This is a genomic window from Nonomuraea sp. NPDC048826 (genome assembly GCF_043198225.1).
Taxonomy (GTDB): Bacteria; Actinomycetota; Actinomycetes; order Streptosporangiales; family Streptosporangiaceae; genus Nonomuraea.
The window spans coordinates 201,910-226,958 of record NZ_JBICUQ010000004.1 but is presented as its reverse complement, the minus strand read 5'-3'; the positions used below and the strand labels follow the sequence as shown (position 1 = coordinate 226,958).

Below are 25,049 nucleotides of genomic sequence, written 5' to 3'. Positions count from 1 at the left end.
ACGGGAGGGGCGTCGGGTGCGCTCGCTGGAGGACTACGTACAGGGCGTCAAGGCGGGGGCGCGGGCCTGGGTCGCCCGCGCCATCACGCTCGTGGAGTCCACCCGGGCGGACCACAGGGCGATGGCCCAGGAGCTGCTCGTCGCGCTGACCCCGCTGGCCGGGAAGGCGCGCCGGGTGGGCATCTCGGGCGTGCCGGGCGTGGGCAAGTCGACGTTCATCGACGGGCTCGGCACCATGCTCACCGGCCAGGGCCACCAGGTCGCGGTGCTGGCCGTCGACCCGTCCTCCACCAGGACCGGGGGCAGCATCCTCGGCGACAAGACCCGGATGTCCCGGCTGTCCGTCGACCCGGCCGCGTTCATCAGGCCCTCGCCCACCTCCGGCACGCTCGGCGGCGTGGCCAAGGCCACAAGGGAGGCGATGGTCGTGGTGGAGGCGGCCGGGTTCGACGTGGTGCTGGTGGAGACCGTCGGCGTCGGCCAGTCGGAGACCGCGGTCGCCGACATGGTCGACACGTTCCTGCTGCTCACGCTCGCCCGTACCGGCGACCAGCTGCAGGGCATCAAGAAGGGCGTGCTGGAGCTGGCGGACGTCATCGCGGTGAACAAGGCCGACGGCGAGTACGCGCTCGCGGCGCGCAAGGCGGCGCGTGAGCTGGCGGGGGCGCTGCGCATGCTCCGCTCCGACAGCACGCCGCCGCCCGTCCTCACCTGCAGCGGCATGACCGGCGACGGGCTGGACGAGCTGTGGCGGCAGGTGCTGGCCCACCAGGAGGGGCTGGACCTGGCGGCCAAACGCCGCCGTCAGCAGGTGCAGTGGACGTGGACGATGGTGCGCGACCGGCTGCTGGCCGAGCTCCGCGACGACCCGCGCGTGTCGGCGATCCGCGCCGAGGTCGAGCGGGAGGTGCTCGCGGGCACCCTGACCCCGGCGCTCGCCGCCGACCGTCTCCTGTCCGTCTTCAAGCGCCCCTGACCGGGAGGCGCCGCTGGTCACGGCGCCTCACGGCGCGGAGGGTCACGCGTCGTAGAAGGAGTCGAGGGTCTCGCCGTAGCGCTCCTCGACGGCCTTGCGCTTGACCTTCAGGCTCGGCGTGAGCTCGCCGGTCTCGACGGTGAAGTCCTGCGACAGGATCTCGAACTTCTTGATCGTGGCGTAGCTGGCCTGGTCGGCGTTGACCTGGTCGACCGCCTTCTGGACCTCCTCGCGCATCCGCGGGTGCCCGCGCAGCTCCTCCGGGTCCGTCGGCAGGCCCTCGGCCTCGGCCCACGGCCTGGCGACGTCCATGTCGAGCGTCACCAGCGCCGTGCAGTAGTTGCGGCGGTCGCCGTGCACGAACACGTGCGACAGGAACGGGCACGCGGCCTTGACCCGGCCCTCCAGGTGGGTCGGGGCGACGTACTTGCCGCCGGAGGTCTTGATCAGCTCCTTCTTGCGGTCGGTGATGATGAGCCGGCCCTGGTCGTCGAGCTCGCCGATGTCGCCGGTGTGCAGCCAGCCGTCCTCCAGGGCCTCCGCCGTCTCGTCCGGCAGGCCGTGGTAGCCGCGCATGATGCCGCGCCCGCCGATGAGGATCTCGCCGTCGTCGGCGATGCGCACCTGCGTGCCGGGGAGCGGCTGGCCCACCGAGCCGAACTTCACGTTCTCCGGGCGGTTGAGGAAGCTGCCCGCCGACGACTCGGTCAGCCCGTAGCCCTCCAGGATCGTCAGCCCGGCCGCGTCGAAGAACTCGGCGATGTCACGCGAGAGCGGGGCCGCCCCGGAGATGAAGTAGCGGATCCGGCCGCCGAAGCGGGCGCGGAGCTTGCTGAACACCAGTTTGTCGGCGAGCGCGAACTCGATCTTGGTCGTCACCGGGATCGAGGCGCCGCGCTGACGCGCCCGGACCACCTGGACGCCGGTCTTGCGCGCCCAGTTGAAGATCTTCAGCTTGACGCCGCCCTCGCGCTGCTGGGTGGCGGCCACCGTGTTGTGGATCTTCTCGAAGATGCGCGGGGCGGCGGCCATGAACGACGGCTGCAGCGCCCCGAGGTTGTCGGCGATGCGGTCGAGCCGCCCGTCGATCGCCGTCGGCACGCCGATGTCGATCATCACGACCTCCAGCAGCTTGCCGAACGAGTGCGACAGCGGCAGCCACAGGAAATGGAGGTCGGAGGGGGTGATCAGGTTGATCTCGCGGACCGCGCTCGCCGCGTACAGCCAGTTGTCGTGCGTGAGCTCGACGCCTTTGGGCCGGCCCGTGGTGCCGGAGGTGTAGATGAGGGTGGCCAGGTCGTCCTGGCCGATGGCGTCGACCAGCGCGTCGTAGTCGGCCTCGGCGGCGGCCTTGCCCGGCACGTCGTCGAGCCGGATCACCCAGCCGTCGTCGCTCGGCGTGCCGTCGATCACGATCACGTGGGCGACGTCCGGCATCTCCTTCTGCACCGAGCGCAGCTTGGCCACCTGGTCGTCGTTCTCCGCGATGACGATCGAGGTGCCGGAGTCGTTGACGACGAACGCGCACTCGGCCGCGGTGTTGGACGGGTAGATGGTGGTCGTCGCGGCTCCGGTCGACAGCACCGCCAGGTCGCACAGGACCCATTCCAGCCGGGTGGAGCACAGGATCGAGACCCGGCGGCCCGGCCCGGCGCCGAGGGCGGCCAGGCCCAGCGCCAGCTCGCGGACGCGATCCCCGGCGGCGCGCCACGACAACGACGTCCAGCCTTCACCTGACGGCGTGCGGTACGCCTCGGCGTCGGGGGTGGCCGCGATCCGGTCGCGGAGCAGGGCGGGGATGCTGGACATGCCTGACCTCCTGTGGGGGTGTTGCAGGAGACTCTAGGACGAGTGCGCGCCCCTAGTCGACGGGTGCGGCCCGCGGCCCCCCGAGGCCGTGCCCACCAGGCAGGAGGTGCGCACTTCCCAGGCGCCGCAGGCGCACCGGAGGTACGACACCACACCGTCGGAGGTCGGGTGGGTGGAGACGAGGGTCATCGCGAGCGGATCGTGGAAGTGCCTGGAATCCATGCTTCCAGCCTGATGTAATGGCCTTATGCATTTCAACACTTACGGGGGCAACGGGGCGGCGCTCGCGGCGGCACTGGTCAACGCCGCCGACTTCCGGCCCGGCCCGATGGCCGTGCTGCTGGCCGGGCACGAGATGCTGCGCACCGCGATGACCCAGGACCAGGCGGCGGAGCTGCGCGCGTGGGCCCGCAGGCTTGACCCGGTCTTCGGCGAGCCCGTGGTCGACAAGCAGATCTCCCTGGTCAACGACCTGCTGGAGATCACCGCGGTCCGGCCGTTCGTGAGCGCGCACGACGGCAAGGAGCCCCATCTGCACTTCTCCTCCGTCGAGGCGGACGTCGTGGCCAGGACCAAGGACACCACCGCGGGCGGGCTGGCGATGGCCATCTGCTTCTCCGACGGGCGCCGGCTGGGCCGCTGCGACCGGGAGGGGTGCGGCACCGTGTACGTGGACACCTCACGCAACGGGCGCAGGCGCTTCTGCTCGCTCGCCTGTGCCAACCGGGTCAACGTGGCGGCGCACCGGAACCGGCAGAGAGGACTGGCTGGAACGTGATTGACGTGGGGGGATGAAGCGGGCAATAGTGTGGCAGGTGGTTGCCCCTCGGATCTTCACCAGCATGCTCGCCCTGGCGGTGCTCACAGCCGGCACCGCCTGCAGCTCGGCTCCCCCCGTCACCGGTGGTGAGCCCCGCGCCGGCGGGGTGGCCGGCGACGGTGTGCCGGCCGCCGCGGACCCGACGACTTCCACCACCCCCGCGCCCGCCGCCTTAACGGCTGAGGCCTACAAGAGCGAGCTCGACGGCCGGTACGACGCCATGAACAAGGCCATGAAGTCCCTGGCCGACGCGCGCTCGCTGAAGGCGCTCGACCAGCGGGTGGTCAAGGCCCAGGAGAGCCTGCAGAGCGCCGCCGACGAGCTGGCCGCGCTCACCCCGCCCCCCGAGGTCCAGACCCAGCACCAGGCGTACGTGGAGAGCCTGCGCGAGGTGGCGCTCCAGCTCGGCACGTCGGCGACCAAGGTGGGCGGCCGCAGCCTGTGCACCCCCGGGGCGGTCTTCACCGACCTCGACGACTCGCTCACCGCCCTCGACCGGGCGGGCAAGGCACTGGAGGACGCCGGCGACTACGAGGCCGACATCGTGTCGGTGAAGGCGTCGAGCAAGAAGAACAGGCGGCTGCGCACCGGCCAGTTCCTGCGCAAGGGCGGCTCCGGCGGCCGCAGCTCGCTGCAGATCCACAACGGCGGCACCCGCGACGCGGTGGTCAGCCTGATGCGCGGCAAGTCCAAGGTCTACAGCGTGTACGTGCGCAAGAAGGGCAAGTTCAAGATCAATAACGTCGGCGACGGCAACTACCGCGTCTACTTCACGCACGGCGTCGACTGGGACGGCAAGAGCCGATCGTTCACCCGGGAGTGCAGCTTCGAGCGCTTCCAGAAGTCGGTGCGGTTCAAGACCACCTACACCGCGACGCAGATCCGCTGGCACGACTGGCGGATCACGCTGCACGCCATCGCCGGCGGCAACGCCCGCACCTCGAAGGTCGACCCGGACGACTTCCCGTCCTGAGCAGGACTTCCCGTGCCGAGCAAGACGGAAGGGGGCCCCGCCGGCCCCCTTCCCGGTGACTCAGCTGGAGAAGAGCATGCCCACCCAGCTGCGCTGGCGGTGGTGCTTGTTCCCGTAGTGGCCGCCATGGCGGGGAGCGCCCCAGGCCGGGCCGCCGGGAGCGGGGGGCGGGGGAGCGGCGTGGTAGGCCGCCTCCATCTGGGTCAGCGTCTCGAGCTCCCCGTAGTCGAGGAAGATCCCCCGGCAGTTGTCACACTGCTCGATGTGGATACCGTTGCGCTCATATGTCCGCATGTTGCCGCGGCACTTCGGGCACTGCATCTCACGCACTCCTTGGCCTCGTGGTCCTGGCTGAAACCTATCGTGCGCGGCGCCGTCACGTTCTGACGATTCTGCTGCACGCCTCGACCAACGATTGCTCGACCTCGTCCAGTTCCCGGCCTTCCTTGCGGGCGTGGCCCAGGGCCACGGCGGCGAGCTGCGCGGTGACCGCCCTGGCGGGCAGGTCGAGGCGGCGCCACGGGTCGCCGCCGCCCAGCGCGGGGCCGCCCGCCGCCAGATAGGCGCCCAGGAACCGGTCCCAGACCTCCTCCTCCAGCAGCCCCGCCGCGTACCACGCGGCCGGCCTGGCGAGGTCCCACGCCGGGTCGCCCACCCCGAGGTCGTCGGCGTCGATGAGCAGCCAGCGGTCGCGGAACACGAGCTGGCCCAGGTGCCAGTCTCCGTGGGTGAGCAGCGCGGGGCCCGTGTCCGGCTCCGGCAGCTCGTCGAACGTCCGCCGGACCAGCCGCTCCGCCGGGCCGTCGGCCTCCAGCCGGCGCACCGCCCTGGCCGCCCTCTCCGGGCCGCCCGACGCGGGCATCCGCGGCAGCAGCGTGAGAGGCACCGCGTGCAGCCGGGCCAGCAGCCGGGCGCCCTCCTCCCAGGGGGCGTCCTCCGCCTCCTCCTGCCGGATCGGCCGGCCCGCCGGCCACACCGTCACGGCCCGGCCCGCCACCGTCAGCACCTCGGGCACCAGCGGCGCGAGCATCACCCCGGCCAGCGCGGCGGACGCGCAGGCGCGTAACCGGGCGCGCAGGCCGGGCACGTCCTCGCGGACGGCGTGCGCCTTCACCACCACCTCGCCGCGCCGCACCACCACCGAGTCGGAGCGCGTCGGGTGACGCACCGGATCGCCGCCGCCGCCGTACGTGCCGGCGACCCCGGCCAGCTCCGCCTCAAGACCCACGCGTACAGACTAGAGCGATCGGATACGGCCGACGCCCCTGATAGATTTCCTGTGATCGAATCGGCTCGCCTGTCGCCCGCCTCACCGAGGCGGGCGGGAGCGTTTCCCGGGAGCGGAGGAGTCACGAGAATCGGATTCGCCGTGCCCCAGGCGGGGGCATGGGCCACGCCTGAGGCCATGCGCGCCATCGCCCACCGGGCCGAGCGGCTCGGCTACCACGAGCTGTGGACCTTCCAGCGGGTGCTCTATCCCGTCGGGCATCCCATGGGGCCGACCTACCGCAGCGTGCACGACCCGCTGATCACCCTGGCCTACCTGGCCGGCGTCACCGAGCGGATCCGGCTCGGCGTCGCGGTGGTCAACGCGTTCGTGCAGCCGGTGCCGCTGGCCAAGCAGCTCGCCACCCTGCAGACCGTCTCCGGCGGCCGGCTGACGGCCGGGCTGGGGCTCGGGTGGGTGCCCGAGGAGTTCGAGGCGGCCGGGGTAGACCAGGCACGGCGCGGGCGCAGGGGCGAGGAGTTCGTCGAGGTGCTGCGCAAGATGTGGGGCGCCGAGGTGGTGGAGCACCAGGGCGAGTTCTACCGGATCTCGCCGTCGTACGCCGACCCGAAGCCGTCCCCGGCGCCGCCGCCGATCCTGCTGGGCGGCACGGCCGAGGTGGCGCTGCGCCGCGCCGGACGGCTGGCCGACGGGTGGGTGAGCTCCAGCCGCGAAGACCTGTCGGGCATCGCGGCCCGCATCGCCCTGGTGAAGGCGGCGGCCGAGGCGGCCGGGCGCGACCCTGAGGCGCTGCGGTTCGTCTGCCGTGGCGTCACCCGGGTGCGTTCCGAGCCGGGGGAGCGGCGCCCGCTGACGGGCACCCTGGACGAGATCAGGGGGGACGTCGCGTGGCTGGCCGAGCAGGGCGTGACCGACCTGTTCCACGACCTCAACTTCGACCCGCACGTCGTCACCGCCGACCCCGGCGAGGCGCTGCGCCACGCCGGCGAGCTCCTGGAGGCCCTCGCCCCGTCCGCCTGACGACGGTCGCTAGGACGCCAGGCGCAGGGCCTCGGCGGCGACCGCCGTGCGCAGCTCGCGGATCCCGGGGCGGCCCCGCACCGGGTGGACGGCGTTGGTCAGCAGCACGACCGTCAGCCGGCGCGACGGCGAGACGACCAGCGAGGTGCCGGTGAAGCCGGAATGGCCGAACGCGTCGTGCAGCGGGCCGACGATGCCCGGGTCGCCGAGGCGGACGCCCAGCCCGTGCCCGAACGGCGCGTCCGCCACGCCCTGGTCGCGCAGCATCTCGGCCACGGTGTCCGGGCGCAGCGCCGCGCCGCCGCCCAGCCGGAGCGCCTCGCCGAGCGCCAGCACGTCGTCCGCGGGGCCGAAGACCCCGGCGTGCCCGGCGACCCCGCCGAGCGCGTAGGCGGTCTCGTCGTGCACCTCGCCCCGCACGCAGCCGGGCCACGGCCGCTCGGGCTTCCACTCGGTGGCGGCGACGCGCGAGAGCCCGTCGGCCGGGTCGCGCGGGACCGGCCGGTAGCCGGTGCCGGCCAGCCCCAGCGGGCCGGTCACGCGGGCGCGGACCAGTTCGTCCAGCGGCGTGCCCGAGGCCGTCTCCGCCACCCGGCCCGCCATCACCAGCCCCACGTCGGAGTACACGTAAGGACCGCCCACCGGGCCCGTCACCGGGGTGTCGAGCATGGCCGCCATGCGCGCGGCCGGATCGGCGTCCGGCAGCTCCAGGTCGATGCGGCGGGTGGGCTGGAAACCCGCCGTGTGCGTCAGCAGGCGGCGCAGGGTGATCCGGGGGTCGCGCCCCGGCAGCCAGGCCGCCACCGGCTCGTCCAGGGCCAGCGTGCCCTCCTCGGCCAGCGACAGGATGGCGGCCGTGGTGAACAGCTTGCTGATCGAGGCCAGGTCGAAGACGGCCTCGCGGCTCGCGGGCGGCCGGTGCTTTGCGAGCGTGAAGCCGGCGTCGTGGTAGCGCACCAGCTCGCCGGCGGCCGAGGCCGCCACGACGGCGCCGTCCACGGCGATCAGCGCGACAGCCGCCGGGCACACCTCAGGCACGGCCTCCGCCAGGATCGCGTCCAGCCGGTCGGACATCCTCAGCTCCCCCGTACGTCGAAATCATCCCGTAAGACGCCGCCCAGGCGCCGGGAACCCCGTCAGCCGCTCAGCGCGTCGCTGAGCCGTTCCCCGTGGGAACGCAGCAGCGCGCGGGCGCCCTCCGCGTCCAGGCCGTGCCTGATCATGAGCACGGCCACCTTCGCCTGCCCGCCGGCCGCGTCCAGCGCCAGGCGGGCCTCGTCGTGGCCCACGCCGGTGATCTCACTGACCATCCGCACCGCGCGGGTGGCCAGCTTGCTGTTCATCGCCGACATCTCGATCATCTCGTTCCCGTACGTGCGGCCCAGCCGGACCATCGAGATCGTCGAGATCATGTTGAGCACCAGCTTCTGGGCGGTGCCGGCCTTGAGCCGGGTCGAGCCCGTCACCACCTCGGGCCCGACCACCACCTCGATGGGGTGCTCGGCGGCCGCCGACAGCGGCGAGTCCTCGTTGCACGACAGGCTCACGGTCAGCGCCTCCCGGCGGGCCGCCTCCGCCAGCGCCCCCAGCACGAAAGGGGCGCGCCCGCTGGCCGAGACGCCCACCACCGAGTCGAGCGGGCCCACCTCCAGGTCCGCCAGGGCGGCGGCGCCCGCCTCGGCGTCGTCCTCGGCGCCCTCGACCGAGCGGGTGAGCGCCTCGTGGCCGCCCGCGATGATCCCCTGCACCAGCTCCGGGTCGGTGCCGAAGGTCGGCGGGCACTCGGAGGCGTCCAGCACGGCCAGCCGGCCCGACGTGCCCGCGCCGACATACAGCAGCCTGCCGCCCTTGCCCATCCGCTCGGCGATCGCGTCGATCGCGTCGGAGATGGCCGGGATGGCGATGGCCACGGCGGCCGGCACCGCGGCGTCGGCCTGGTTCATCAATCGGGCGATCTGCAGTGTGGGCAGCCGGTCGATCTGGCTGTAGCGCGGATCGCTCTGCTCGGTGGACAGCTCGGGTAGCGGATCAATCATGACGCTAATTTCCACCTTCTACTTCCCTCTTGTAAATATCTTTCAGACACTGGGGTTCATGTCATACGTACGCACCGGAGCAGAACGGCTGGCCGCGGATCCTTCGCTGGCGGGCGGGACGCGCCTGGGTCTGATCACCAACCCCACCGGGGTCCTCCCCGACCTGACCCCCACCGCCGACGCGCTGCTGGCGGCCGAGGTGCCGCTGACCGCGCTGTTCGGCCCCGAGCACGGCATCCGCGGCACCGCGCAGGCCGGCTTCAGCGAGGGCGACGCGGTGGACGCCAGGACGGGCCTGCCGGTCCACGACACGCACAAGACCGACGGCGAGGCGCTGGACGCGCTGCTGGACCGCTCCGGGGTGGACACGCTGGTGTTCGACATCGCGGACGTGGGCGCGCGCTTCTACACCTACGTGTGGACCATGTACGACCTGCTGGCCTCGGCCGCCCGGCTGGGGCTGCGGTTCGTGGTGCTGGACCGGCCGAACCCGCTCGGCGGCGCCGTCACCGAGGGCCCGCCGCTCGACCCGGCGTTCGCCAGCTTCGTCGGCCGCTTCCCGGTGCCGCTGCGGCACGGCAGGACCGTGGGGGAGCTGGCCACGCTGTTCGGCTTCGACGCCGACCTGCACGTGATCACCATGGACGGCTGGCGGCGCGACCTGACGTTCGCCGCCACCGGGCTGCCCTGGATCATGCCGTCGGTCAACATGCCCACCCCGGACACCGCGCTCGTCTACCCGGGCACCGGGCTGTTCGAGGGCACGAACTTCTCCGAGGGCCGCGGCACCACCCGGCCCTTCGAGCTGGTCGGCGCCCCGTACGCGGACGAGCGGTTCGCGCCCGCGCTGGCCGCGCTGGGCCTGCCCGGCGTGCGGTTCAGGGAGACGTGGTTCACGCCCACCTTCCACAAGCACGCCGGCGTCCCGGTACGGGGAGTGCAGCTGCACGTGCACGACCCGGAGGCGTTCCGCCCGGTGCTGACCGGGGTGAGCATGCTGCACGTGGCGCGCACCCTCTACCCGGAGCACCTGGAGTGGCGGGGGCCCGAGCTGTTCATGGACCACCTGTGGGGGTCCGACAGCCTGACCCGCCGCCTGGACGCCGGGGAGGATCCGCGCGACCTGTGCGCCGAGCCCGCTCCCCCCGATGGACCTCTCCTCTACGGCTGAGTTCACGCCAGTTCGCGCCCGTACTGCCAGAAGACGCGCTCGGCGCGGGCGCCGACGGCGCGTGAGTAGAACCGCAGCGGGCCGACCCAGCCGATCTGGGCGGTCCGCTGCCCGGCCGCCCGCATGTCGGCCAGGCACAGCCGGAGCAGCACCCGGCCCAGGCCGGTGCCGCGGGCCTCGGGCGCGGTACCCATCGGCCCGAACCACGACGGGCGGGCGCCCCAGGCGGCGAAGGCCAGCACCCGGCCGTCACGCTCGGCGTGGTGCAGCCCGGCGGCGTTGGTCGTCTCCCAGGCCCAGGAGTCGTTCCAGTGCTCGCGGACGAACTCGGCCACCCGCCGCCGGTCATCCCCGGCGGCGCGGACCTCGATGCCGAGCCCGGCCAGGCGCTCCACGTCGGCCCGCACGTCCAGGTCGGTGTCCAGGTCCGCCGTCATGTTCCAGGCGATGTGGTCGCGCTCGTAGCCGAGGCTCTCGGCCAGGCAGGCGGCGGGCGTGTAACGCACGTCGACGCCGGGCCAGGCGTAGCAGGGCGGGTTCCCGGCCAGGCGGACCCGGCGGGCGCCCTCCCCGCGCAGCCAGCCCTCGGCCGCGCGCAGCAGCTCCCTGCCCTGCCCCCGGCCCTGATGCCCGGGGTGCACGGCGAGCAGGTCGACGTGCCCGACGGCCGGGTCGGCGGTGGACATCGACGCCATGGCGAGGCCACCGCCGGTCACCAGCGCGGCCCAGCGGCGGTTGGCGGGCGGCGCGGCCAGCCGCTCCACCAGCGCCTCGGCCTCGGCCTCGTCATGCGTCAGTGCCGCGCGCGCCACCTCGGCGGCCCGCGCCAGATCGGCGCCGCGCAGCTTCCGCAGCACGCGGACCGGCCCGCCGGACTCCGGCACGGGCAGCGCGGCTTCGGGGCGGGGACGGGTGCTCACGTCACACCTCGCTCATCGGCCGGGCCACGACGCTGCGCCGCTCCGGGTAGAAGCACGCGTGCTCCTGCGGGATGCCCTCCGTCACCTGCAGCAGGGGTCGCTCGTCCGCGCAGCGCTCGCCGCGGAACGGGCAGCGCGGCGCGAACAGGCAGCCGGACTCGTCCTGCCCGCCCTCCATCGGCTCCACCGGCTCCACCGGCTGCTCACCCGGCCGCTCCAGGCCGTGCAGCACCGGGATCGCCGACAGCAGCGACTGCGTGTACGGATGGACCGGGTCGGCGATCACCGTGTCCACCGGGCCCCGCTCCACGACCTGGCCCCGGTAGATCACGTACAGCTCGCCGTCGTCGCCGATGTAGCGCGAGGTGGCCACGTCGTGCGTGATGAACAGCACCGCCACCCCGAGCCGCTCGCGCAGGTCCTTCAGCAGCGCCAGGATGCCCAGCCGGAGCGACACGTCGATCATCGACACGGCCTCGTCGGCGACCAGCATCTCCGGGTCCACGGTCAGCGCCCGCGCGATGACCACGCGCTGGCGCATGCCGCCCGACAACTGGTGCGGGTAGCGGGCCAGCACGCTGCCCGGGTCCAGCCCGACCAGCGACAGCACCTCGGCCGCCCGCTCCTCGATCCACGCCTTGGAGCGCCCGGTCTGCTTGGCGCGCAGGGTCAGCGGGGCGTTCAGCGTCTGGTGGACGGTGCGGGTCGGGTTCAGGGCCGAGTACGGGTCCTGGTGGATCAGCTGGATCTTGCGGAAGTGCGGCTGGCGCTGCTTGGGCTTCAGCGACGACATGGCGACGCCGTCGAGCGTCAGCTCGCCAGAGTCGTAGGTCTCCAGGCCGGCGATGATCCGCCCCAGCGTCGTCTTGCCGCAGCCGGACTCGCCGATGAACGAGGCCGCGCCGCCCTTGGGGATGGCGAAGTCGACTCCGCGCAGCGCCCGCACCTCGCGCGCGCCGAGCACGTTGCCCCGCTGCTTAAAGGTCTTGACGATGCCTTCTCCGGTGATCACGCGTGCTCCCTCACCTTCACCGCGTGGCAGGCCACGATCCGATCGCCGTGCGGGACGGCCGCGGGGTCGTCGGTCTCGCAGACGTCCATCCGCAGCTCGCACCGGTCCCTGAACACGCATCCCCGCTCGGGCACGGTCGCCAGCGTGGGCGGGCGGCCGGGCAGCGCCCGCGCCTCGGAGATGTCGCCGGTCAGCCTGGGGATGGCCCTGATCAGCCCCTTGGTGTAGGGGTGGCGGGGGTCGCCGAGCACCTGCCTGGTCGGCCCCTGCTCGACCAGCCTGCCGCCGTACATGACGGCGAGCCGGTCGGCGACCTCGGCCACCACCCCGATGTCGTGCGTGATCACCAGCGTGGTGAGGCCGCGCTCGGCGTGCACCTCGCGGACGATCTTCAGGATGTTCGCCTGGGTGATCATGTCGAGCGCGGTCGTGGGCTCGTCCAGCACCACCAGATGGGCGTTGAGCACCAGGGCCAGCATGATGCCGACCCGCTGGCGCATGCCGCCCGACAGCTCGTGCTGGTGCGAGTCGAGCACCCGCGCCCCGTCCAGGCCCATCCGGCCGAGCAGCTCCTTGGCGTCGCGGACCAGCCCGCGCAGGTCCTCCACGCCGTGCGAGCGGCCCAGGTCGAGCACCTGCTTGCCGACCGTCTTGAGCGGGTTGAGTGAGTTCTGAGCGGCTTGGAAGACGTACCCGACGTGCTTGCCGCGCGCCTTGCGCAGCTCCTCGCCGCGCAGCCCGACCACGTCGCCGAGCCCGTCGATCCGCACGCTGCCCGCGGAGATGCGGCCCGGCGGCTGCACCGCGTTCAGCAGCGACAGCGCGAGCGTCGACTTGCCCGAGCCGGACTCGCCGACGATGCCGGTGATCGAGCCGGGCTCCAGCAGCAGGCTGACGTCCCGCACGGCGGGCAACTCGCCCGCCGGCGTCTTGTAGACGACGGTCAGACCGTCGATGCGCACTCCCGGCGCTTGTCCTGGCACTCCTACTCCTCACGCAGCCGGGGGTTGAAGATCTCGTCCATGGCGTCCACCACGAGCACGATGCCGAGCGTCAGCAGCAGGATCGCCAGCAGCGGCGCCAGCATGTACGGCAGCGCCGCGGTCGTGGTCAGGGCCCCGCCGCCGAACACGGACAGGTTGAGCATGACGCCCCAGTTGTCCGCCTCGTACGGGAGCACGCCCAGGAAGAACAGGCCCACCTGCGCGTACACGGCGCCGGTGACCGCGATGAGCATGTTCATCGCGATGTACGGGGCCATGCTGGGCAGCAGCTCCTTGCCCACGATGTGGGTGGTGGACAGGCCCAGCCCGCGGGCCGCCTCGATGAAGCCGCGCTCGCGCAGCGACAGCGTCTGCGAGCGCACCGCGCGCGCCACGCCGCCCCAGCCGAGCAGCCCCAGCAGCAGCCCCATCTCGACCGCGCTGCCGAACGACCACACGGTGGACAGCACCAGCAGCAACGGGAGGCCGGGGATGGTCAGCTTCATGTCGGTGAGCCGCATCAGGACGGTGTCCCAGCGGCCCCGCTTGAAGCCCGAGAACAGTCCGATCGCGGTGCCGAGCACCACCGTGATCACCGCGGTGACCAGCGCGCTCAGCAGCACGTACCGGGAGCCGGTGATGACCTGGGCGAGCACGTCGCGGCCCTGCCCGTCGGTGCCGAACCAGTGCTCGGCGCTCATCGGCGCGTACAACTGACTGGTGTCGCGCGGCAGCACGTCGGGGTAGAACATCGGCCCGAACACGCCCATGAACGCGAAGCCGAGCACGATGACGGCGCCGAGCAGGCGGCTGGGCTTGCGCTTCATCACCCGCCACACGCCGCGCCAGAAGTTGCGGCGCATGGTCGCCGCCGTGCTGGTGGTCTCCAGGATCGCGGTGCTCACGCCGACGCCTCCTCACCGGAGCGGACCCGGGGATCGATGACCGTGTAGAACAGGTCGGCCAGGATGTTGGCCACGATGATCGCCGCCGTGATGAGCAGGAACGCGCCGCCCATCAGCGCGTAGTCGCGGTTGACCACGCTGTCGATGAGCAGGAAGCCGAGCCCCGGGTAGTTGAAGATCTTCTCGATGAAGATCGCGCCGCCGAACAGCAGGCCCAGCGAGAGCGCCAGGATCGTGAAGAGCGGCAGGATCGCGTTGCGCGCGACGTAACGGAAGACGATGCTCCTCTTCATCCCGCGCAGCTCGGCCGCCAGGATGAAGTCGTCGCCGAGCACGGTGACGACGCTCGACTTCATGGCCAGGATCCAGCCGCCGTAGCTGGCCAGCGCGTACGTGACGACCGGCAGCGTGGCGTGCTCGATCAGCGAGCCGATGTAGCCGGCGTTGAACCCGGGCTCGAACAGGATGTCGGCGGTGCCGCCCTGCGGCAGGATCGGGATCAGCGTCGTGAAGATCGCGCCCATCAGCAGCGCCAGCACGTACTGCGGCACCCCGTGCAGCAGGGAGCCGGAGATGGCCAGGAAGTCGCCGAGCTTCCCGGAGCGCTTGATGGCCGCGTACACGCCCATGATCACGCCCACCAGGAAGCTCAGCAGGGTCCCGGCCAGCACCGGTAGAACGGTCCACTTGGCCGCCTCGCCGAGCACCGAGGTCACCGGGGAGCCCGGGTGGGTGACCGACACGCCGAGGTCGAACCGGAACAGGCCCGTCATGTAGTCGACGTACTGCTCCCAGAGCGTGCCCTCGGGCAGGAACCCGTACATCACGGCCGTGGCGCGTTCGGCCGCCTCGGGCGACATGCCCTGCTCCAGCAGCTTCTGGTACCGCGCCGCGACGGGGTCGCCGGGGATGTTGCGGACGATGAAGAAGCTGATCGTGGCGACCACGAGAACCATGACGATCCCGCGGGCCAGGTGGCCCGCGAGACGTCGTGCGATAACCGTCATGCCTACTGAGTCTTCTTGACCATGCCGAGCTGGATCCAGACACCGGCGGTCAGGCGCAGCAGGTCGCTGTCCTGCTCGGGCCAGCCGGTGAACCGGCTCGTGTTCGTGAACTGGGTGTTCACGTAGTCCCACATCTGGATGACCGGCAGGTCCTGGTTGGCGGCCTTGGCGAGCTGGAGCATGATCGGCTTGGCCTCCTCGGCGCTGACCGAGTTCAGCTTGCCGGTGAGCTCACCCGGGTTGATCTCGGTGCCGTCGACCTCGACCTTCTCGGCGCCGCCCATCCAGTTGCCGCTCTTGCCGGGCGCGGCGTGCTGGATCTTGCCGGCCACGTTGGTCCAGCCGTTGGAGGCGCCGTAGAGACGCTGGTAGATGTCGTACGGCGCGGGGCCGAGCGCGATCAGCCAGAAGCCGACGTCGTACTTGCCGGCCGCGATCTCCTCAAGGTAGAGCGGGTAGTCGGCGACGGTGACGACCTCGGCGTCCACGCCGGCCTCGACCAGCTGGCCCTTGATGTTCTCCTGCGCGGAGATCCAGTCGGAGAAGCCGGACGGGGCGGTCATGGTGACCTTCCATGGGCTGCCGTCGGCCAGCGCCCACTTGCCGTCCTTCTTCTGCAGCCCGGCCGCCTTGAACTCCTCCTCGGCCTTGGCCGGGTCGGGGTTGTACGGCTCCAGGCTGTTCAGCTCGGCGCCGAGCCACTCCTGGGCCGGCTTCTGGTGGATGCCGGAGGTGGTCACCGCGGGGGTGCCGCCCTCGGGCGAGGCGACCTTGGTGACCTCGGCGCGGTCGATCAGGTAGGCCAGGCCGCGGCGCACGTGCACGTTGTCGTACGGCTTCTTGGACTGGTTGAACGCCATGCCGACGGCCACCGGCGAGAAGCCCTTGATGATGTTGGTGCCGGGCGCCTGCTTGATCCGGTTCATCACGTCGGCCGGGGCGGCGGTGAAGCCGGCGTGGTCCAGCTTGCCGGAGATGAGGTAGTTCCAGATCTGCTCGTTACCGGTGTAGTTGAGGAACTTCACCTGGTCCGGGGCGACGTTGGCGGCGTTGTAGAAGTTCTTGTTCTTGACCAGCAGCGCCTCGCCGGGGTTGACCCGCTCGAGGATGAAGGGGCCGGCGGAGACGTCCTTCTCCGGGGCGAAGGTGATGATCTTCTCGCCCAGCGCGGTGATCTCCTCGCGGGCCTTCTCGGCGTCCGCGCCCTCGCCGCGCGAGGTCTTCAGCTTGTCCCAGAAGTCGGTCGGCAGCACGCTGCCCCAGATGTGCGCGGGCGCCACGAAGGTGTCGAGCACGCCGCGGGCGAACTTGCTGCTGGGGTTGGTCATGTCCTGGGTGACCTTGACCGTCTTGTCGTCGACGACCTCGACGTCGGCCGCCGCGCCCGCCGCGCCGGGGGTGATCGCGAAGGCGGTGCTGCCCTGGGTGTAGGCGATGCCGATCGACAGGCGGACGTCCTCGGCCGTCACCGGCTTGCCGTCCGACCACTTGTTGTTCGCATGCAGCTTGATGGTGATCGCGGAGTTGTCCTCGGCGACCTCCCAGCTCTCGGCGATGCCGGGGTAGAACTGGTTCGGGTCGGTCAGGTGGTTCTTGACCCACGCGAGCTTCATCGCGTTGTACCCGAGGAAGGAGTTGCCCTTCGGGTTGTACGGGTTCGCGGGGGCGCTCGCGTCGATGCCCGGCCTGTTCACGTCGATCGTGGTGAAGAGCCCGCCGCCGCCACCGCCGCCCGAAGTGGACTGATTGGTGGTGCCGCCGCCACTGCATGCTGTGACGGCGGTCAGGCCCAGCAACGCCACTACAGCTGCTAGTCGTCTCATGTACCGCTCCGGGGAAAGTTCGGACCTGATGAGGATCTGTGGGATTGACCGGACCCTACGGTCACCCGGGAGACGCGTCAATAATCTCCAGTGACTGTGAGGCTAATGTAACTTTCCTTCATCAGGGGGTGGGGTGACGCTCGTCTCCACTAACCGGACATTCAGCTTATGGCAACGACGGCAGCGCCTTTGACATGGTCGTTCGCTATGTCTGACAACGCCCTGTCGGCATCGTCGAACGCGTACACGACGCTGCTGACCTGCGGCGGGTGAGCACGCACCAGATCCAGGTACGCGCGGCCGTCGGCCCGCGTGTTCGCCGTGACGCTGCGCAGCGTCCGCTCCTGGAACAGATGGCGGTCGTAGCTCAGCGACGGGATGTCGCTCAAGTGGATCCCGGCGACGGCGAGCGTGCCGCCCCGGTCGAGCGCCTCCAGCGCTGGCGGCACCAGGTCGCCGACCGGCGCGAACAGGATGGCCGCGTCCAGCGGCTCAGGCGGCCGGTCGCCCGCCGAGGCCGCGCCCAGCTCCAGGGCCAGCTCCCGGTGCCGGGCGGCGCGGGTGACCACGTGCACGACAGCGCCCATGGCGATGGCCGCCTGCGCGGTCAGGTGGGCCGACGCGCCGAACCCGTAGATGCCCAGCCGCCCGCCCTCGGGCAGGTCGCAGCGGCTCAGCGCGCGATAGCCGATGATGCCCGCGCACAGCAGCGGCGCCAGCCGCTCGGCCGGGACGTCGGCGGGCAGCGGGTAGACGTAGTCGCGCGGCGCCGTCAGATAGGGGGCGAACCCGCCGTGCGCGTCCCAGCCCGTGTACGCGGACTCCGGGCAGAGGTTCTCCAGGCCGCGCCGGCAGTAACGGCAGCGCCCGCAGGTCGAGCGCAGCCAGGCCACCCCGACCCGCTCGCCGTCGCTCCCGTCGGGCCGCACCACCCGCCCGACCGCCTGGTGGCCGGGCGTGGTCAGCGGGGCGCGCGGCGGCAGGTCGCCCTCGGCCAGGTGGAGGTCGGTGCGGCAGGCGCCGCACGCCTCCACCCGCACCAGCACCTCGCCGGGCCCGGGCTCGGGCACGGGCCGCTCCACCATGACCAGCGGCCGGGACGCCATCGGCCCCGGCCGGTCAACCGCCCAGGCCCGCATCCGCCGCGGCCAGCCGCCGGTGCGCCAGCGACGCGTACAGCGCCGCCCCGTCGGGCAGCACGGAGTCGTCGAAGAGCGCCTCGGGGGAGTGGTTGTAGGGCGCGGTCGCCAGGTCGCGGCCGGGCGGGCAGGCGCCCAGGAACACGAACGCCCCCGGCACCTGCTCCAGCACGTACGAGAAGTCTTCCGACCCCATGATCGGATTGGGCGCGGTGATGTAGCGGCCCTCGAACAGGTCGCCCACGACGCCGGCCGTGAACGCCGTCTCGGCGGCGTCGTTGACCGTCACCGGGTAGCCCATGCGGATCGACGCCTCCACCTTCAGATCGTGCGCCGCCGCGACGGCCTCCACCACCTGGGTCAGGCGCCGCTTGACCAGGGCCCGGTTGCCCGCGCTGAACGTCCGGACCGTCGCCTCGAATCTTGCCTCGTCCGGGATGACGTTGTCGGTCGACCCGCCGTGGAAGCTGCCGACGGACACCACCACCGGGTCGAACGCGTCGAACGTCCGGGTGACCATGGTCTGCATCGCCGTCACCATCTCGCACCCGGCCTGGATCGGGTCGCGCGCCAGGTGCGGGGTGGAGCCGTGCCCGCCGCGCCCCTTCACCGTCGCGGCGAACACGTCCGCCGCCGACATGATCGGCCCGGGCCGCGAGGCGAACAGGCCCGTCGGCAGGAGCGAGGAGACCACATGCATGCCGTACGCGGCCACCGGCCGCTCTCCGGCCGCGTCCAGCACGCCCTCCTCGATCATGTGCCGGGCGCCGTGCTGCCCCTCCTCGCCCGGCTGGAACATGAAGATCACGTCACCGGCCAGCTCCTCGCGCCGGGCGCTCAGCAGGTGCGCCGCGCCGGCCAGCATGGTCGTGTGCAGGTCGTGCCCGCACGCGTGCATCTGGCCCTCGATCCGCGAGATGTACGGCAGATCGTTGCGCTCGGCGACGGGCAGCGCGTCCATGTCGCCGCGCAGCAGCACCGCGGGTCCCGGCCGGCCGCCCCGCAGCACGGCGGTCACCGAGCTGAGCGCCTTGCCCAGGGTGATCTCCAGCGGGAGTCCGTCGAGTGCCGCCAGCACCTTCTCCTGCGTGCGCGGCAGCGTGAGCCCGATCTCCGGCGTGGTGTGCAGCGAGTGGCGCAGCCTGACGAGCTCGTCCCGCATGTCCTGCGCGGCTTCGGTGAACGACATGAAAGACATTCTTCATGTCCCGGTTGGGAAGTCGATAGGACGCGCTGACTAGGATGATCCGGGTGACCGAGCGTAAGCGGATCGACTTCTGGCTGTCCGACATGGACGGGGTCCTCGTCCACGAGGGGCGGCCCGTGCCCGGGGCCGGCGCCTTCATCGAACGGCTCGGCGAGTCGGGCAAGCGGTTCCGGGTGCTGACCAACAACTCGATCTACACCCAGCGCGACCTGTCGGTGCGGCTGGCCGCGTCCGGCCTCGACGTGCCCCCAGGGTCGATCTACACCTCGGCGCTGGCCACCGCCCAGTTCCTCGACGACCAGCGGCCCGGCGGCTCCGCCTACGTCATCGGCGAGGCCGGGCTGACCACCGCCCTGCACGAGGCCGGCTACGTGCTCACCGACCTCGACCCCGACTACGTCGTGCTGGGCGAGACCCGCACCTACAGCTTCACCCAGATCACCCGGGCCATCCGGCTCATCGAGGGCGGCGCCCGGTTCATCGCCACCAACCCCGACCCGATCGGCCCGTCGACCGAGGGGTCGCTGCCCGCCTGCGGCGCCGTCGCCGCCATGATCACCCGTGCCACCGGGGTCCAGCCGTACTTCGTGGGCAAGCCCAACCCCCGCATGATGCGCAGCGCGCTCAACGACATCGGCGGCCACAGCGAGACCACCGCGATGATCGGCGACCGGATGGACACCGACATCGTGTGCGGCATGGAAGCCGGCCTGTTCACCATCCTCGTGCTGACCGGCGTCACCCAGCGGCACGAGGTCGACCGCTTCCCCTACCGCCCGTCGCTGGTCGTCGACTCCGTGGCCGACCTCGTGGACCTGATCGAACCTGCCGGAGACTGACAGGTACGGATGGCAGTCTTGCCGTCATGAACCGCGTCTACCTGGAACTCGGCCCGAAGAAGGTCTTCGCCTGCTCGCTCGACTGGCCCGGCTGGTGCCGCGTCGCCAAGGGCGAGGAGGCCGCGATCGACCGGCTGATGGAGTACGTCCCGCGCTACCGCGTCATCGCCGAGCGCGCCGCGCTCACGTTCGACCCAGGCGACCCCGAGGTGGTCGCCCGGGTGCCCGGCGGCACGACGACCGACTTCGGCGCGCCCGAGGCGATCCCCGGGCAGGACCTGGAGCCGGTCGGCGCGGACGCCGCCCGGCGCGAGGTGGCCCTGATGCGGGCCGCCTGGGAGCTCTTCGACGAGGTCGCGGGGGAGTCGCCGGAGGAGCTGCGCAAGGGGCCGCGCGGCGGCGGACGCGACCTGACGAAGATGGTGAACCACGTCCAGGAGGCCGAGCGCGCCTACGCCCGGCAGGTCGGGGTCAGGCACCGGCCCTTCACCTCACGCGCGGGCGTGGACGCGCTCCGCGCCGAACTGGCCGAGGTGCTCGGCCGGCCGTGGCGGCCGCCGCTGGAGACCGCCTGGCCGCCCGCCTACGCCCGCCGCCGGATCGTCTGGCACGTCATCGACCATCTGTGGGAGATCGAGGACCGGCGATGAGCCGCGGCAGCGCGGTGATGTGGTCGGACAGGTAGCCCGCCACCGCCTCCGGCACCACGTGGCGCGAGGTGATCTGCGACCTCTCCAGCGGCACCCGCTCCACCTCGTAGACACCGCGCGCCGGGTCGTCCAGCTCGGGCCCGTGGCGCAGCGCGGGGTCCATCGCGACCAGGCGGCACCCGTAGACGTGCTGGGTCTTCACCCCGCCCTCCCACGGGTAGCTGACCGTCGTCAGCGGCGTCACGGCCGAGACGGTCGCGCCCAGCTCCTCCAGCAGCTCGCGGCGGAGAGTGTGTTCGAGCGTGGCGTCGCCGGGCTCGACGTGGCCGCCCGGCACCGACCAGTAGACCGCACGGCCGGGGACGGTGCGGCGGAAGATCACCAGGCACTCGTCGTCGTCGAGGAGCAGACCCCGGACGCTGGGACGCATGGAGTCAGCTTATTCGAGCGGGCCGGCCTGGGGTACCCTAACCTACGGTGCCGTAACTAAGGAGGACCCCTATATGGCGATGACGCAGACGCAGCTGCTCCACGAGCTCGAGCCGGTCGTGACCGGGGAGCTCGACCGTCACGAGAAGATGGCGAAGGAGTGGTTCCCGCACGAGTACGTCCCGTGGAGCGAGGGGCGCGACTTCGACGGCCCCTACGGCGGGGAGGCGTGGCAGGAGAGCGATTCGAAGCTGCCCGAGCCGGCGCGCGTGTCGCTCATCGTCAACCTGCTGACCGAGGACAACCTCCCGAGCTACCACCACGAGATCGCCACGACCTTCGGCCGTGACGGCGCCTGGGGCACGTGGGTGCACCGCTGGACCGCCGAGGAGGATCGCCACGGCACCGCGATCCGCGACTACCTGACCGTCACCCGCGCCGTCGACCCGGTCAAGCTGGAGCGGGCCCGCATGGCCCACATGCAGAGCGGCTTCATGACCGACTACGGCACGATGCTGCAGCAGCTCGCCTACGTCTCCTTCCAGGAGCTGGCGACCCGCATCGCGCACCGCAACACCGGCATGGCCTCCGGCGACGAGGGCTGCGAGCGGCTGCTCGCCCGCATCGCCGCCGACGAGAACCTCCACATGCTCTTCTACCGCAACCTGCTCAAGGCGGCCTTCGAGCTGGACCCCGACCAGACCATGCGGGCCGTCACCGACGTGGTGACCACCTTCCAGATGCCCGGCTCCAACATCGCCGGCTTCTCCCGGATGGCGATGACCATCGCCCACGAGGGCATCTACGACCTGCGCCTGCACCTCGACGACGTGCTCATGCCGGTGCTGCGGCAGTGGGCCGTCTTCGACAAGACGGGCCTCGGCCCCGAGGGCGAGAAGGCCCGCGAGGAGCTGTCGGCGTTCTTGAGCAGGACCGACGAGACGGCCGCCCGGTTCGTCGCCCGCCGGGAGGAGCGCAAGGCGCGCGCCAGGGGCTGAGCGTCATGGGATGATTCGTCCCCATGGATCTCCCCGTCACGCTGGTCGTCGCGGTCGCCACGATCGTCATGGTGATCGTGCTGGCCGCCGCCGCCCAACGCCTGCTGGGCGTCCGGTTCGGCGTGGTCCGCACGTTCCTGGCGGCGCTGCTGGCGCTGTCGCTGGCCGGGCCGCTCACCACGCCGATCCTCGACGCCTTCCAGAAGGCCGGTGGCGCCCAGGACGTCGGCGTCGGCCCGCTGTGGGTGCTGATCCTGGTCGTGATGTGCGTGGTGCTCATCCCGATGGTCATCCTCGTGGTCGCCGAGGCGCTGGTGCCGACGGGGTCGATCCCCGGCCCGCTGGAGCTGGCCCGGTCGCTGCGCGGCCGGATCTCGCGGGCCAGACGCTACTCCGAGATCACCAGGATCGCCGTCCGGCACGGGCTCGGCCCGTACCTGCGCGGGCGCGGCGACCGGCCCGAGGACCGCACCGGCACGGTGCGGCTGGCCCGCTCGCTCCGGCTCGCGCTCGACGACGGCGGCGTCACCTTCGTCAAGCTGGGGCAGGTGCTGTCGACCCGGCGCGACCTGCTGCCGCCCGAGTTCATCGAGGAGCTGGGGCGCCTGCAGGACCAGGTGGCGGCCGAGCCGTGGGAGCTGATCGAGCCCGTGCTCCGCGCCGAGCTGGGCGGGCCGGTCGACGAGGTGTTCGCCGCCTTCGACCGCGTCCCGCTGGCCGCCGCCTCGATCGCGCAGGCCTACACCGCCCGGCTGCGCACCGGCGAGGACGTCGTGGTCAAGGTGCAGCGGCCCGGACTCGGCCGTACCGTGGCCAGGGACCTCGACATCGTCCGCCGCCTGGCCGCGACCCTGGAGACGCGCACCCGGTGGGGCCGCACGCTCGGCGTGCGCGACCTGGCCGAAGGGTTCGCGGTGGCGATCAGGGAAGAGCTGGACTTCCGCGTCGAGGCGGCCAACATGGCCGCCGTCGCAGCCTCCGACGGCGGGGGCGTCACCTACCCCGCGCCCGTGAGCGCGCTCTGCACCGAGCGTGTGCTGGTCATGCAGCGCCTGTCCGGCAGGCCGGTCACCACCGCCACCCCGGCGCAGGGGCCGCGCCTGGCCCGCGACCTGCTCGGCTGCCTGCTGAGGCAGATCCTCGTCGAGGGCGTCTTCCACGCCGACCCGCACCCCGGCAACCTCATGCTGCTCGACGACGGCTCGCTGGGCCTGCTCGACTTCGGCTCCGTCGGCCGCCTCGACGCCTCCGTCCGCTCGGCGCTGCAGCGCTTCCTGCTCGCCATGAACCGGCAGGACCCGCTCGGGGTCACCGACGCCCTGCTGGAGGTGGTGCCCAGGCCGGAGGAGATCGACGAGCCCGGCCTGGAGCGGGCGCTCGGCCAGTTCATGGCCAGGCACCTCGGGCCCGGCCTCGACAGCGTCCAGCTGTTCACCGACCTGTTCAGGATCGTCTCCGCGTACGGGCTCTCGATCCCGCCCGAGGTGGCCGCCGTCTTCCGGGCGCTGGCGACTCTGGAGGGCACGCTGGTGCGGCTGTCGCCGGGCTTCGACCTGATCGGCGAGGCCCGCGCCTTCGCCGAGCGCCACCTGGCCGAGCAGCTCGACGGCGGCAGCCTGAAGGAGGCGGCCACGCAGGAGCTGGCCGCCCTGCTGCCGATGCTGCGCCGCCTGCCCCGGCGGCTGGAGCGCATCGCGGGCGCAGCCGAGCACGGCCGCCTCTCGGTCAACGTCAGGCTGCTGGCAGACGAGCGCGACCGCGGCTTCGTGACCGGACTGCTGCACCAGGTGCTGCTCACCGTGCTGGGCGCGACCGCCGGGCTGATGGCCGTCATCCTGCTGGGCATCGACGGCGGGCCGGTGGCCAGCGAGGCGCTGGGCATGTCGCTGTTCCAGCTCATCGGCTACAACCTGCTGGTGATCAGCGCCGTCCTGGTGCTCCGGGTACTCGTGCTGATCTTCCGCAGGCCGCGGGACAGCTCACCGAAAAGTGCATCCTCTTGACTTAGGGATGGTCTTGGACATCCACGGCATCGGGCAGGTTTCTGGCCACGGGCCGTAATACAAGACTCCTCGGGAGCAGTGGGTGAAAGTCATCGGGATCGCCGCCAGCCTCCACGCGGGTTCGTACATCAACCGGCTCCTCGACGCCATCCGTGGCGAGCTGCCGCCGGGCGTCGACTTCGAGGCGTGGCCCCGGCTCGCCGAGATCCCGCCGTACGCGCCCGGACCCGCTCCGCAGGTGGTCCGCGAGCTGCTCACGCGGGTGGACGAGGCGGACGCGCTGGTGCTCACCGCGCCCGAGCACAGCCTGCTGCCGGTGGAGCTGGAGTACGCGCTGGACTGGATGACGCGGGCCGGCGGGCTCGACGGCAAGCACGTGGCCGTCATGTGCGCCAGCGCTCGGGCCTGCGGCGCCATGTGGGCGCAGGCCGAGCTGTACAAGGAGCTGATGGGGGCCGGGGCGGTGGCCGTCGGCTCGGAGCTGGTGATCTCGCCGGTCTGCCCGCACTTCGACGAGGACGGCCGGCTCTGGGCCCGCGACCTGCGCGCCCAGGTCTGCGAGATGGTCGGGCAGCTGTGCCAGGCCCACCTGCGCGAGCCGATGCTGTCGGTCTGAGCCTCAGAGTTCCCGGCGCAGTCGTTTCACCTCGGAGCGTTGCTTCTTGCCCGCCAGGCGCCGCTCGACGGAGCCGCGGGTCGGCTTGGTCGGGCGCCTGCGCTTGGGCGGCGGCGCGATGGCCTCGCGGACGCGCTGGGCCAGCCGCTGCTGCGCGGCCTCCCGGTTGCGGAGCTGGGAACGGTACTCCGAGGCGGCGATGGTGATCGTCGGCGACCCGAGCCGTCCCAGGGCCCGCGCCTTCAGTGCGGGGGAGAGCGCCGTGGAGGCCGCCACGTCGAAGGTCAGCTCCACCCGGCTGTCGGTGGTGTTGACCCCCTGACCGCCCGGACCGGAGGACCGGGAGAAACGCCAGACGAGCTCGGCGTCGGGGATGACGACCGAGTCGTTGACGACCAGGGCGGCGGGCATGACGGTCCTTCCTTCGCTTCGACCACGATCAACGTATAGAGCGGCGGGGACGCCGGGCAACGACATTTCCCACC

At 71.9% G+C, this 25,049-nt stretch carries 25 protein-coding genes; 10 read left to right on the top strand and 15 right to left on the bottom strand.

What is annotated here, in order from left to right; translation table 11 throughout:
* Positions 1-16 precede the first annotated feature (16 nt).
* Positions 17-976 carry a methylmalonyl Co-A mutase-associated GTPase MeaB gene (gene meaB / locus ACGFI7_RS15545; RefSeq protein ID WP_393404431.1) on the top strand — a complete coding sequence of 320 codons (960 nt, stop codon included), beginning with the start codon at positions 17-19 and terminating at the stop codon, positions 974-976.
* A 42-nt stretch (positions 977-1,018) separates the two neighbouring features.
* On the opposite strand, the gene ACGFI7_RS15540 is transcribed toward meaB, so the two are convergent.
* The gene (locus ACGFI7_RS15540; RefSeq protein ID WP_393404429.1) at positions 1,019-2,785 is read right to left on the bottom strand and encodes an AMP-dependent synthetase/ligase; all 1,767 of its coding nucleotides are present in this window, start codon (positions 2,783-2,785) and stop codon (positions 1,019-1,021) included.
* A gap of 247 nt (positions 2,786-3,032) precedes the next feature.
* On the opposite strand from ACGFI7_RS15540, the gene ACGFI7_RS15535 reads away from it, so the two are divergent.
* Both ACGFI7_RS15535 and ACGFI7_RS15530 read left to right on the top strand, forming a co-directional pair.
* Positions 3,033-3,563, top strand: a complete 531-nt coding sequence (locus tag ACGFI7_RS15535) for a CGNR zinc finger domain-containing protein (RefSeq protein WP_393404426.1) — start codon at positions 3,033-3,035, stop codon at positions 3,561-3,563.
* A gap of 37 nt (positions 3,564-3,600) precedes the next feature.
* Positions 3,601-4,578 carry a hypothetical protein gene (locus ACGFI7_RS15530; RefSeq protein WP_393404424.1) on the top strand — a complete coding sequence of 326 codons (978 nt, stop codon included), beginning with the start codon at positions 3,601-3,603 and terminating at the stop codon, positions 4,576-4,578.
* A 60-nt stretch (positions 4,579-4,638) separates the two neighbouring features.
* Here ACGFI7_RS15530 and ACGFI7_RS15525 read toward each other — a convergent pair whose 3' ends face one another.
* Both ACGFI7_RS15525 and ACGFI7_RS15520 read right to left on the bottom strand, forming a co-directional pair.
* Positions 4,639-4,899 carry a zf-TFIIB domain-containing protein gene (locus ACGFI7_RS15525; protein WP_393404422.1) on the bottom strand — a complete coding sequence of 87 codons (261 nt, stop codon included), beginning with the start codon at positions 4,897-4,899 and terminating at the stop codon, positions 4,639-4,641.
* 55 nt (positions 4,900-4,954) lie between these two features.
* The gene (locus tag ACGFI7_RS15520) at positions 4,955-5,806 is read right to left on the bottom strand and encodes a phosphotransferase family protein (protein ID WP_393404419.1); all 852 of its coding nucleotides are present in this window, start codon (positions 5,804-5,806) and stop codon (positions 4,955-4,957) included.
* Between the two features lie 141 nt (positions 5,807-5,947).
* On the opposite strand from ACGFI7_RS15520, the gene ACGFI7_RS15515 reads away from it, so the two are divergent.
* Positions 5,948-6,826: a TIGR03619 family F420-dependent LLM class oxidoreductase gene (locus ACGFI7_RS15515; protein ID WP_393404416.1), complete on the top strand. Its 879-nt coding sequence runs from the start codon at positions 5,948-5,950 to the stop codon at positions 6,824-6,826.
* 9 nt (positions 6,827-6,835) lie between these two features.
* Here ACGFI7_RS15515 and ACGFI7_RS15510 read toward each other — a convergent pair whose 3' ends face one another.
* Both ACGFI7_RS15510 and murQ read right to left on the bottom strand, forming a co-directional pair.
* Positions 6,836-7,900, bottom strand: coding sequence for a serine hydrolase domain-containing protein (locus ACGFI7_RS15510; protein ID WP_393404414.1), 1,065 nt, complete (start codon positions 7,898-7,900; stop codon positions 6,836-6,838).
* A 62-nt stretch (positions 7,901-7,962) separates the two neighbouring features.
* Complete coding sequence (murQ, locus tag ACGFI7_RS15505) at positions 7,963-8,862, bottom strand: N-acetylmuramic acid 6-phosphate etherase (RefSeq protein WP_393404411.1); 900 nt, start codon at positions 8,860-8,862, stop codon at positions 7,963-7,965.
* 58 nt (positions 8,863-8,920) lie between these two features.
* On the opposite strand from murQ, the gene ACGFI7_RS15500 reads away from it, so the two are divergent.
* A complete protein-coding gene (locus ACGFI7_RS15500; RefSeq protein ID WP_393404409.1) occupies positions 8,921-10,033 on the top strand; it encodes an exo-beta-N-acetylmuramidase NamZ domain-containing protein in 1,113 nt (370 codons plus the stop codon).
* Positions 10,034-10,035: 2 nt separating this feature from the next.
* Here the strand turns inward: ACGFI7_RS15500 and ACGFI7_RS15495 are convergent, their stop codons facing one another.
* From ACGFI7_RS15495 to ACGFI7_RS15460, 8 genes are all read right to left on the bottom strand, one after another.
* Positions 10,036-10,953, bottom strand: coding sequence for a GNAT family N-acetyltransferase (locus tag ACGFI7_RS15495; protein ID WP_393404406.1), 918 nt, complete (start codon positions 10,951-10,953; stop codon positions 10,036-10,038).
* Position 10,954: 1 nt separating this feature from the next.
* Entirely contained in the window at positions 10,955-11,965 is a 1,011-nt protein-coding gene (locus ACGFI7_RS15490) for an ABC transporter ATP-binding protein (protein ID WP_393404404.1), read from the bottom strand.
* On the bottom strand, positions 11,962-12,948 hold the full coding sequence (locus ACGFI7_RS15485; protein WP_393404401.1) for an ABC transporter ATP-binding protein: 987 nt from the start codon (positions 12,946-12,948) through the stop codon (positions 11,962-11,964). The genes ACGFI7_RS15490 and ACGFI7_RS15485 overlap by 4 nt, the downstream gene beginning before the upstream one ends.
* Positions 12,949-12,950: 2 nt before the next feature.
* Positions 12,951-13,853: an ABC transporter permease gene (locus ACGFI7_RS15480; protein ID WP_393404398.1), complete on the bottom strand. Its 903-nt coding sequence runs from the start codon at positions 13,851-13,853 to the stop codon at positions 12,951-12,953.
* Positions 13,850-14,860 carry an ABC transporter permease gene (locus tag ACGFI7_RS15475; RefSeq protein WP_393404396.1) on the bottom strand — a complete coding sequence of 337 codons (1,011 nt, stop codon included), beginning with the start codon at positions 14,858-14,860 and terminating at the stop codon, positions 13,850-13,852. Before ACGFI7_RS15475 ends, ACGFI7_RS15480 begins: the two co-directional genes overlap by 4 nt.
* Positions 14,861-14,862: 2 nt before the next feature.
* Positions 14,863-16,683, bottom strand: coding sequence for an ABC transporter substrate-binding protein (locus ACGFI7_RS15470; RefSeq protein WP_393404395.1), 1,821 nt, complete (start codon positions 16,681-16,683; stop codon positions 14,863-14,865).
* Between the two features lie 161 nt (positions 16,684-16,844).
* Entirely contained in the window at positions 16,845-17,768 is a 924-nt protein-coding gene (locus tag ACGFI7_RS15465) for a zinc-binding alcohol dehydrogenase family protein (RefSeq protein WP_393405667.1), read from the bottom strand.
* 34 nt (positions 17,769-17,802) lie between these two features.
* Positions 17,803-19,011: a M20 family metallopeptidase gene (locus ACGFI7_RS15460; RefSeq protein WP_393404392.1), complete on the bottom strand. Its 1,209-nt coding sequence runs from the start codon at positions 19,009-19,011 to the stop codon at positions 17,803-17,805.
* Positions 19,012-19,112: 101 nt separating this feature from the next.
* On the opposite strand from ACGFI7_RS15460, the gene ACGFI7_RS15455 reads away from it, so the two are divergent.
* Positions 19,113-19,868, top strand: a complete 756-nt coding sequence (locus ACGFI7_RS15455) for an HAD-IIA family hydrolase (protein WP_393405665.1) — start codon at positions 19,113-19,115, stop codon at positions 19,866-19,868.
* A gap of 26 nt (positions 19,869-19,894) precedes the next feature.
* The gene (locus ACGFI7_RS15450) at positions 19,895-20,518 is read left to right on the top strand and encodes a hypothetical protein (RefSeq protein WP_393404389.1); all 624 of its coding nucleotides are present in this window, start codon (positions 19,895-19,897) and stop codon (positions 20,516-20,518) included.
* On the opposite strand, the gene ACGFI7_RS15445 is transcribed toward ACGFI7_RS15450, so the two are convergent.
* Complete coding sequence (locus ACGFI7_RS15445; RefSeq protein WP_393404386.1) at positions 20,481-20,948, bottom strand: NUDIX domain-containing protein; 468 nt, start codon at positions 20,946-20,948, stop codon at positions 20,481-20,483. The genes ACGFI7_RS15450 and ACGFI7_RS15445 overlap by 38 nt on opposite strands.
* Positions 20,949-21,021: 73 nt before the next feature.
* Between ACGFI7_RS15445 and ACGFI7_RS15440 the strand changes: the two genes are divergently transcribed.
* From ACGFI7_RS15440 to ACGFI7_RS15430, 3 genes are all read left to right on the top strand, one after another.
* Positions 21,022-21,945: an acyl-ACP desaturase gene (locus ACGFI7_RS15440; protein WP_393404383.1), complete on the top strand. Its 924-nt coding sequence runs from the start codon at positions 21,022-21,024 to the stop codon at positions 21,943-21,945.
* 23 nt (positions 21,946-21,968) lie between these two features.
* Entirely contained in the window at positions 21,969-23,948 is a 1,980-nt protein-coding gene (locus ACGFI7_RS15435; protein ID WP_393404380.1) for an ABC1 kinase family protein, read from the top strand.
* 82 nt (positions 23,949-24,030) lie between these two features.
* The gene (locus ACGFI7_RS15430; protein WP_393404377.1) at positions 24,031-24,564 is read left to right on the top strand and encodes an NADPH-dependent FMN reductase; all 534 of its coding nucleotides are present in this window, start codon (positions 24,031-24,033) and stop codon (positions 24,562-24,564) included.
* 3 nt (positions 24,565-24,567) lie between these two features.
* Here ACGFI7_RS15430 and arfB read toward each other — a convergent pair whose 3' ends face one another.
* The gene (gene arfB / locus ACGFI7_RS15425; protein ID WP_393404374.1) at positions 24,568-24,975 is read right to left on the bottom strand and encodes an alternative ribosome rescue aminoacyl-tRNA hydrolase ArfB; all 408 of its coding nucleotides are present in this window, start codon (positions 24,973-24,975) and stop codon (positions 24,568-24,570) included.
* Positions 24,976-25,049: the final 74 nt, after the last annotated feature.

Bases quoted from the DNA above. Each gene is read 5' to 3' on its own strand.
- ACGFI7_RS15540 (WP_393404429.1), bottom strand. From the start codon at position 2,785: ATGTCCAGCATCCCCGCCCTGCTCCGCGACCGGATCGCGGCCACCCCC.
- ACGFI7_RS15535 (WP_393404426.1), top strand. From the start codon at position 3,033: ATGCATTTCAACACTTACGGGGGCAACGGGGCGGCGCTCGCGGCGGCA.
- ACGFI7_RS15525 (WP_393404422.1), bottom strand. From the start codon at position 4,899: ATGCAGTGCCCGAAGTGCCGCGGCAACATGCGGACATATGAGCGCAAC.
- ACGFI7_RS15510 (WP_393404414.1), bottom strand. From the start codon at position 7,900: ATGTCCGACCGGCTGGACGCGATCCTGGCGGAGGCCGTGCCTGAGGTG.
- murQ (WP_393404411.1), bottom strand. From the start codon at position 8,862: ATGATTGATCCGCTACCCGAGCTGTCCACCGAGCAGAGCGATCCGCGC.
- ACGFI7_RS15500 (WP_393404409.1), top strand. From the start codon at position 8,921: ATGTCATACGTACGCACCGGAGCAGAACGGCTGGCCGCGGATCCTTCG.
- ACGFI7_RS15475 (WP_393404396.1), bottom strand. From the start codon at position 14,860: ATGACGGTTATCGCACGACGTCTCGCGGGCCACCTGGCCCGCGGGATC.
- ACGFI7_RS15470 (WP_393404395.1), bottom strand. From the start codon at position 16,683: ATGAGACGACTAGCAGCTGTAGTGGCGTTGCTGGGCCTGACCGCCGTC.
- ACGFI7_RS15465 (WP_393405667.1), bottom strand. From the start codon at position 17,768: ATGGTGGAGCGGCCCGTGCCCGAGCCCGGGCCCGGCGAGGTGCTGGTG.
- ACGFI7_RS15460 (WP_393404392.1), bottom strand. From the start codon at position 19,011: ATGTCGTTCACCGAAGCCGCGCAGGACATGCGGGACGAGCTCGTCAGG.
- ACGFI7_RS15455 (WP_393405665.1), top strand. From the start codon at position 19,113: ATGGACGGGGTCCTCGTCCACGAGGGGCGGCCCGTGCCCGGGGCCGGC.
- ACGFI7_RS15450 (WP_393404389.1), top strand. From the start codon at position 19,895: ATGAACCGCGTCTACCTGGAACTCGGCCCGAAGAAGGTCTTCGCCTGC.
- ACGFI7_RS15445 (WP_393404386.1), bottom strand. From the start codon at position 20,948: ATGCGTCCCAGCGTCCGGGGTCTGCTCCTCGACGACGACGAGTGCCTG.
- ACGFI7_RS15440 (WP_393404383.1), top strand. From the start codon at position 21,022: ATGGCGATGACGCAGACGCAGCTGCTCCACGAGCTCGAGCCGGTCGTG.
- ACGFI7_RS15435 (WP_393404380.1), top strand. From the start codon at position 21,969: ATGGATCTCCCCGTCACGCTGGTCGTCGCGGTCGCCACGATCGTCATG.
- arfB (WP_393404374.1), bottom strand. From the start codon at position 24,975: ATGCCCGCCGCCCTGGTCGTCAACGACTCGGTCGTCATCCCCGACGCC.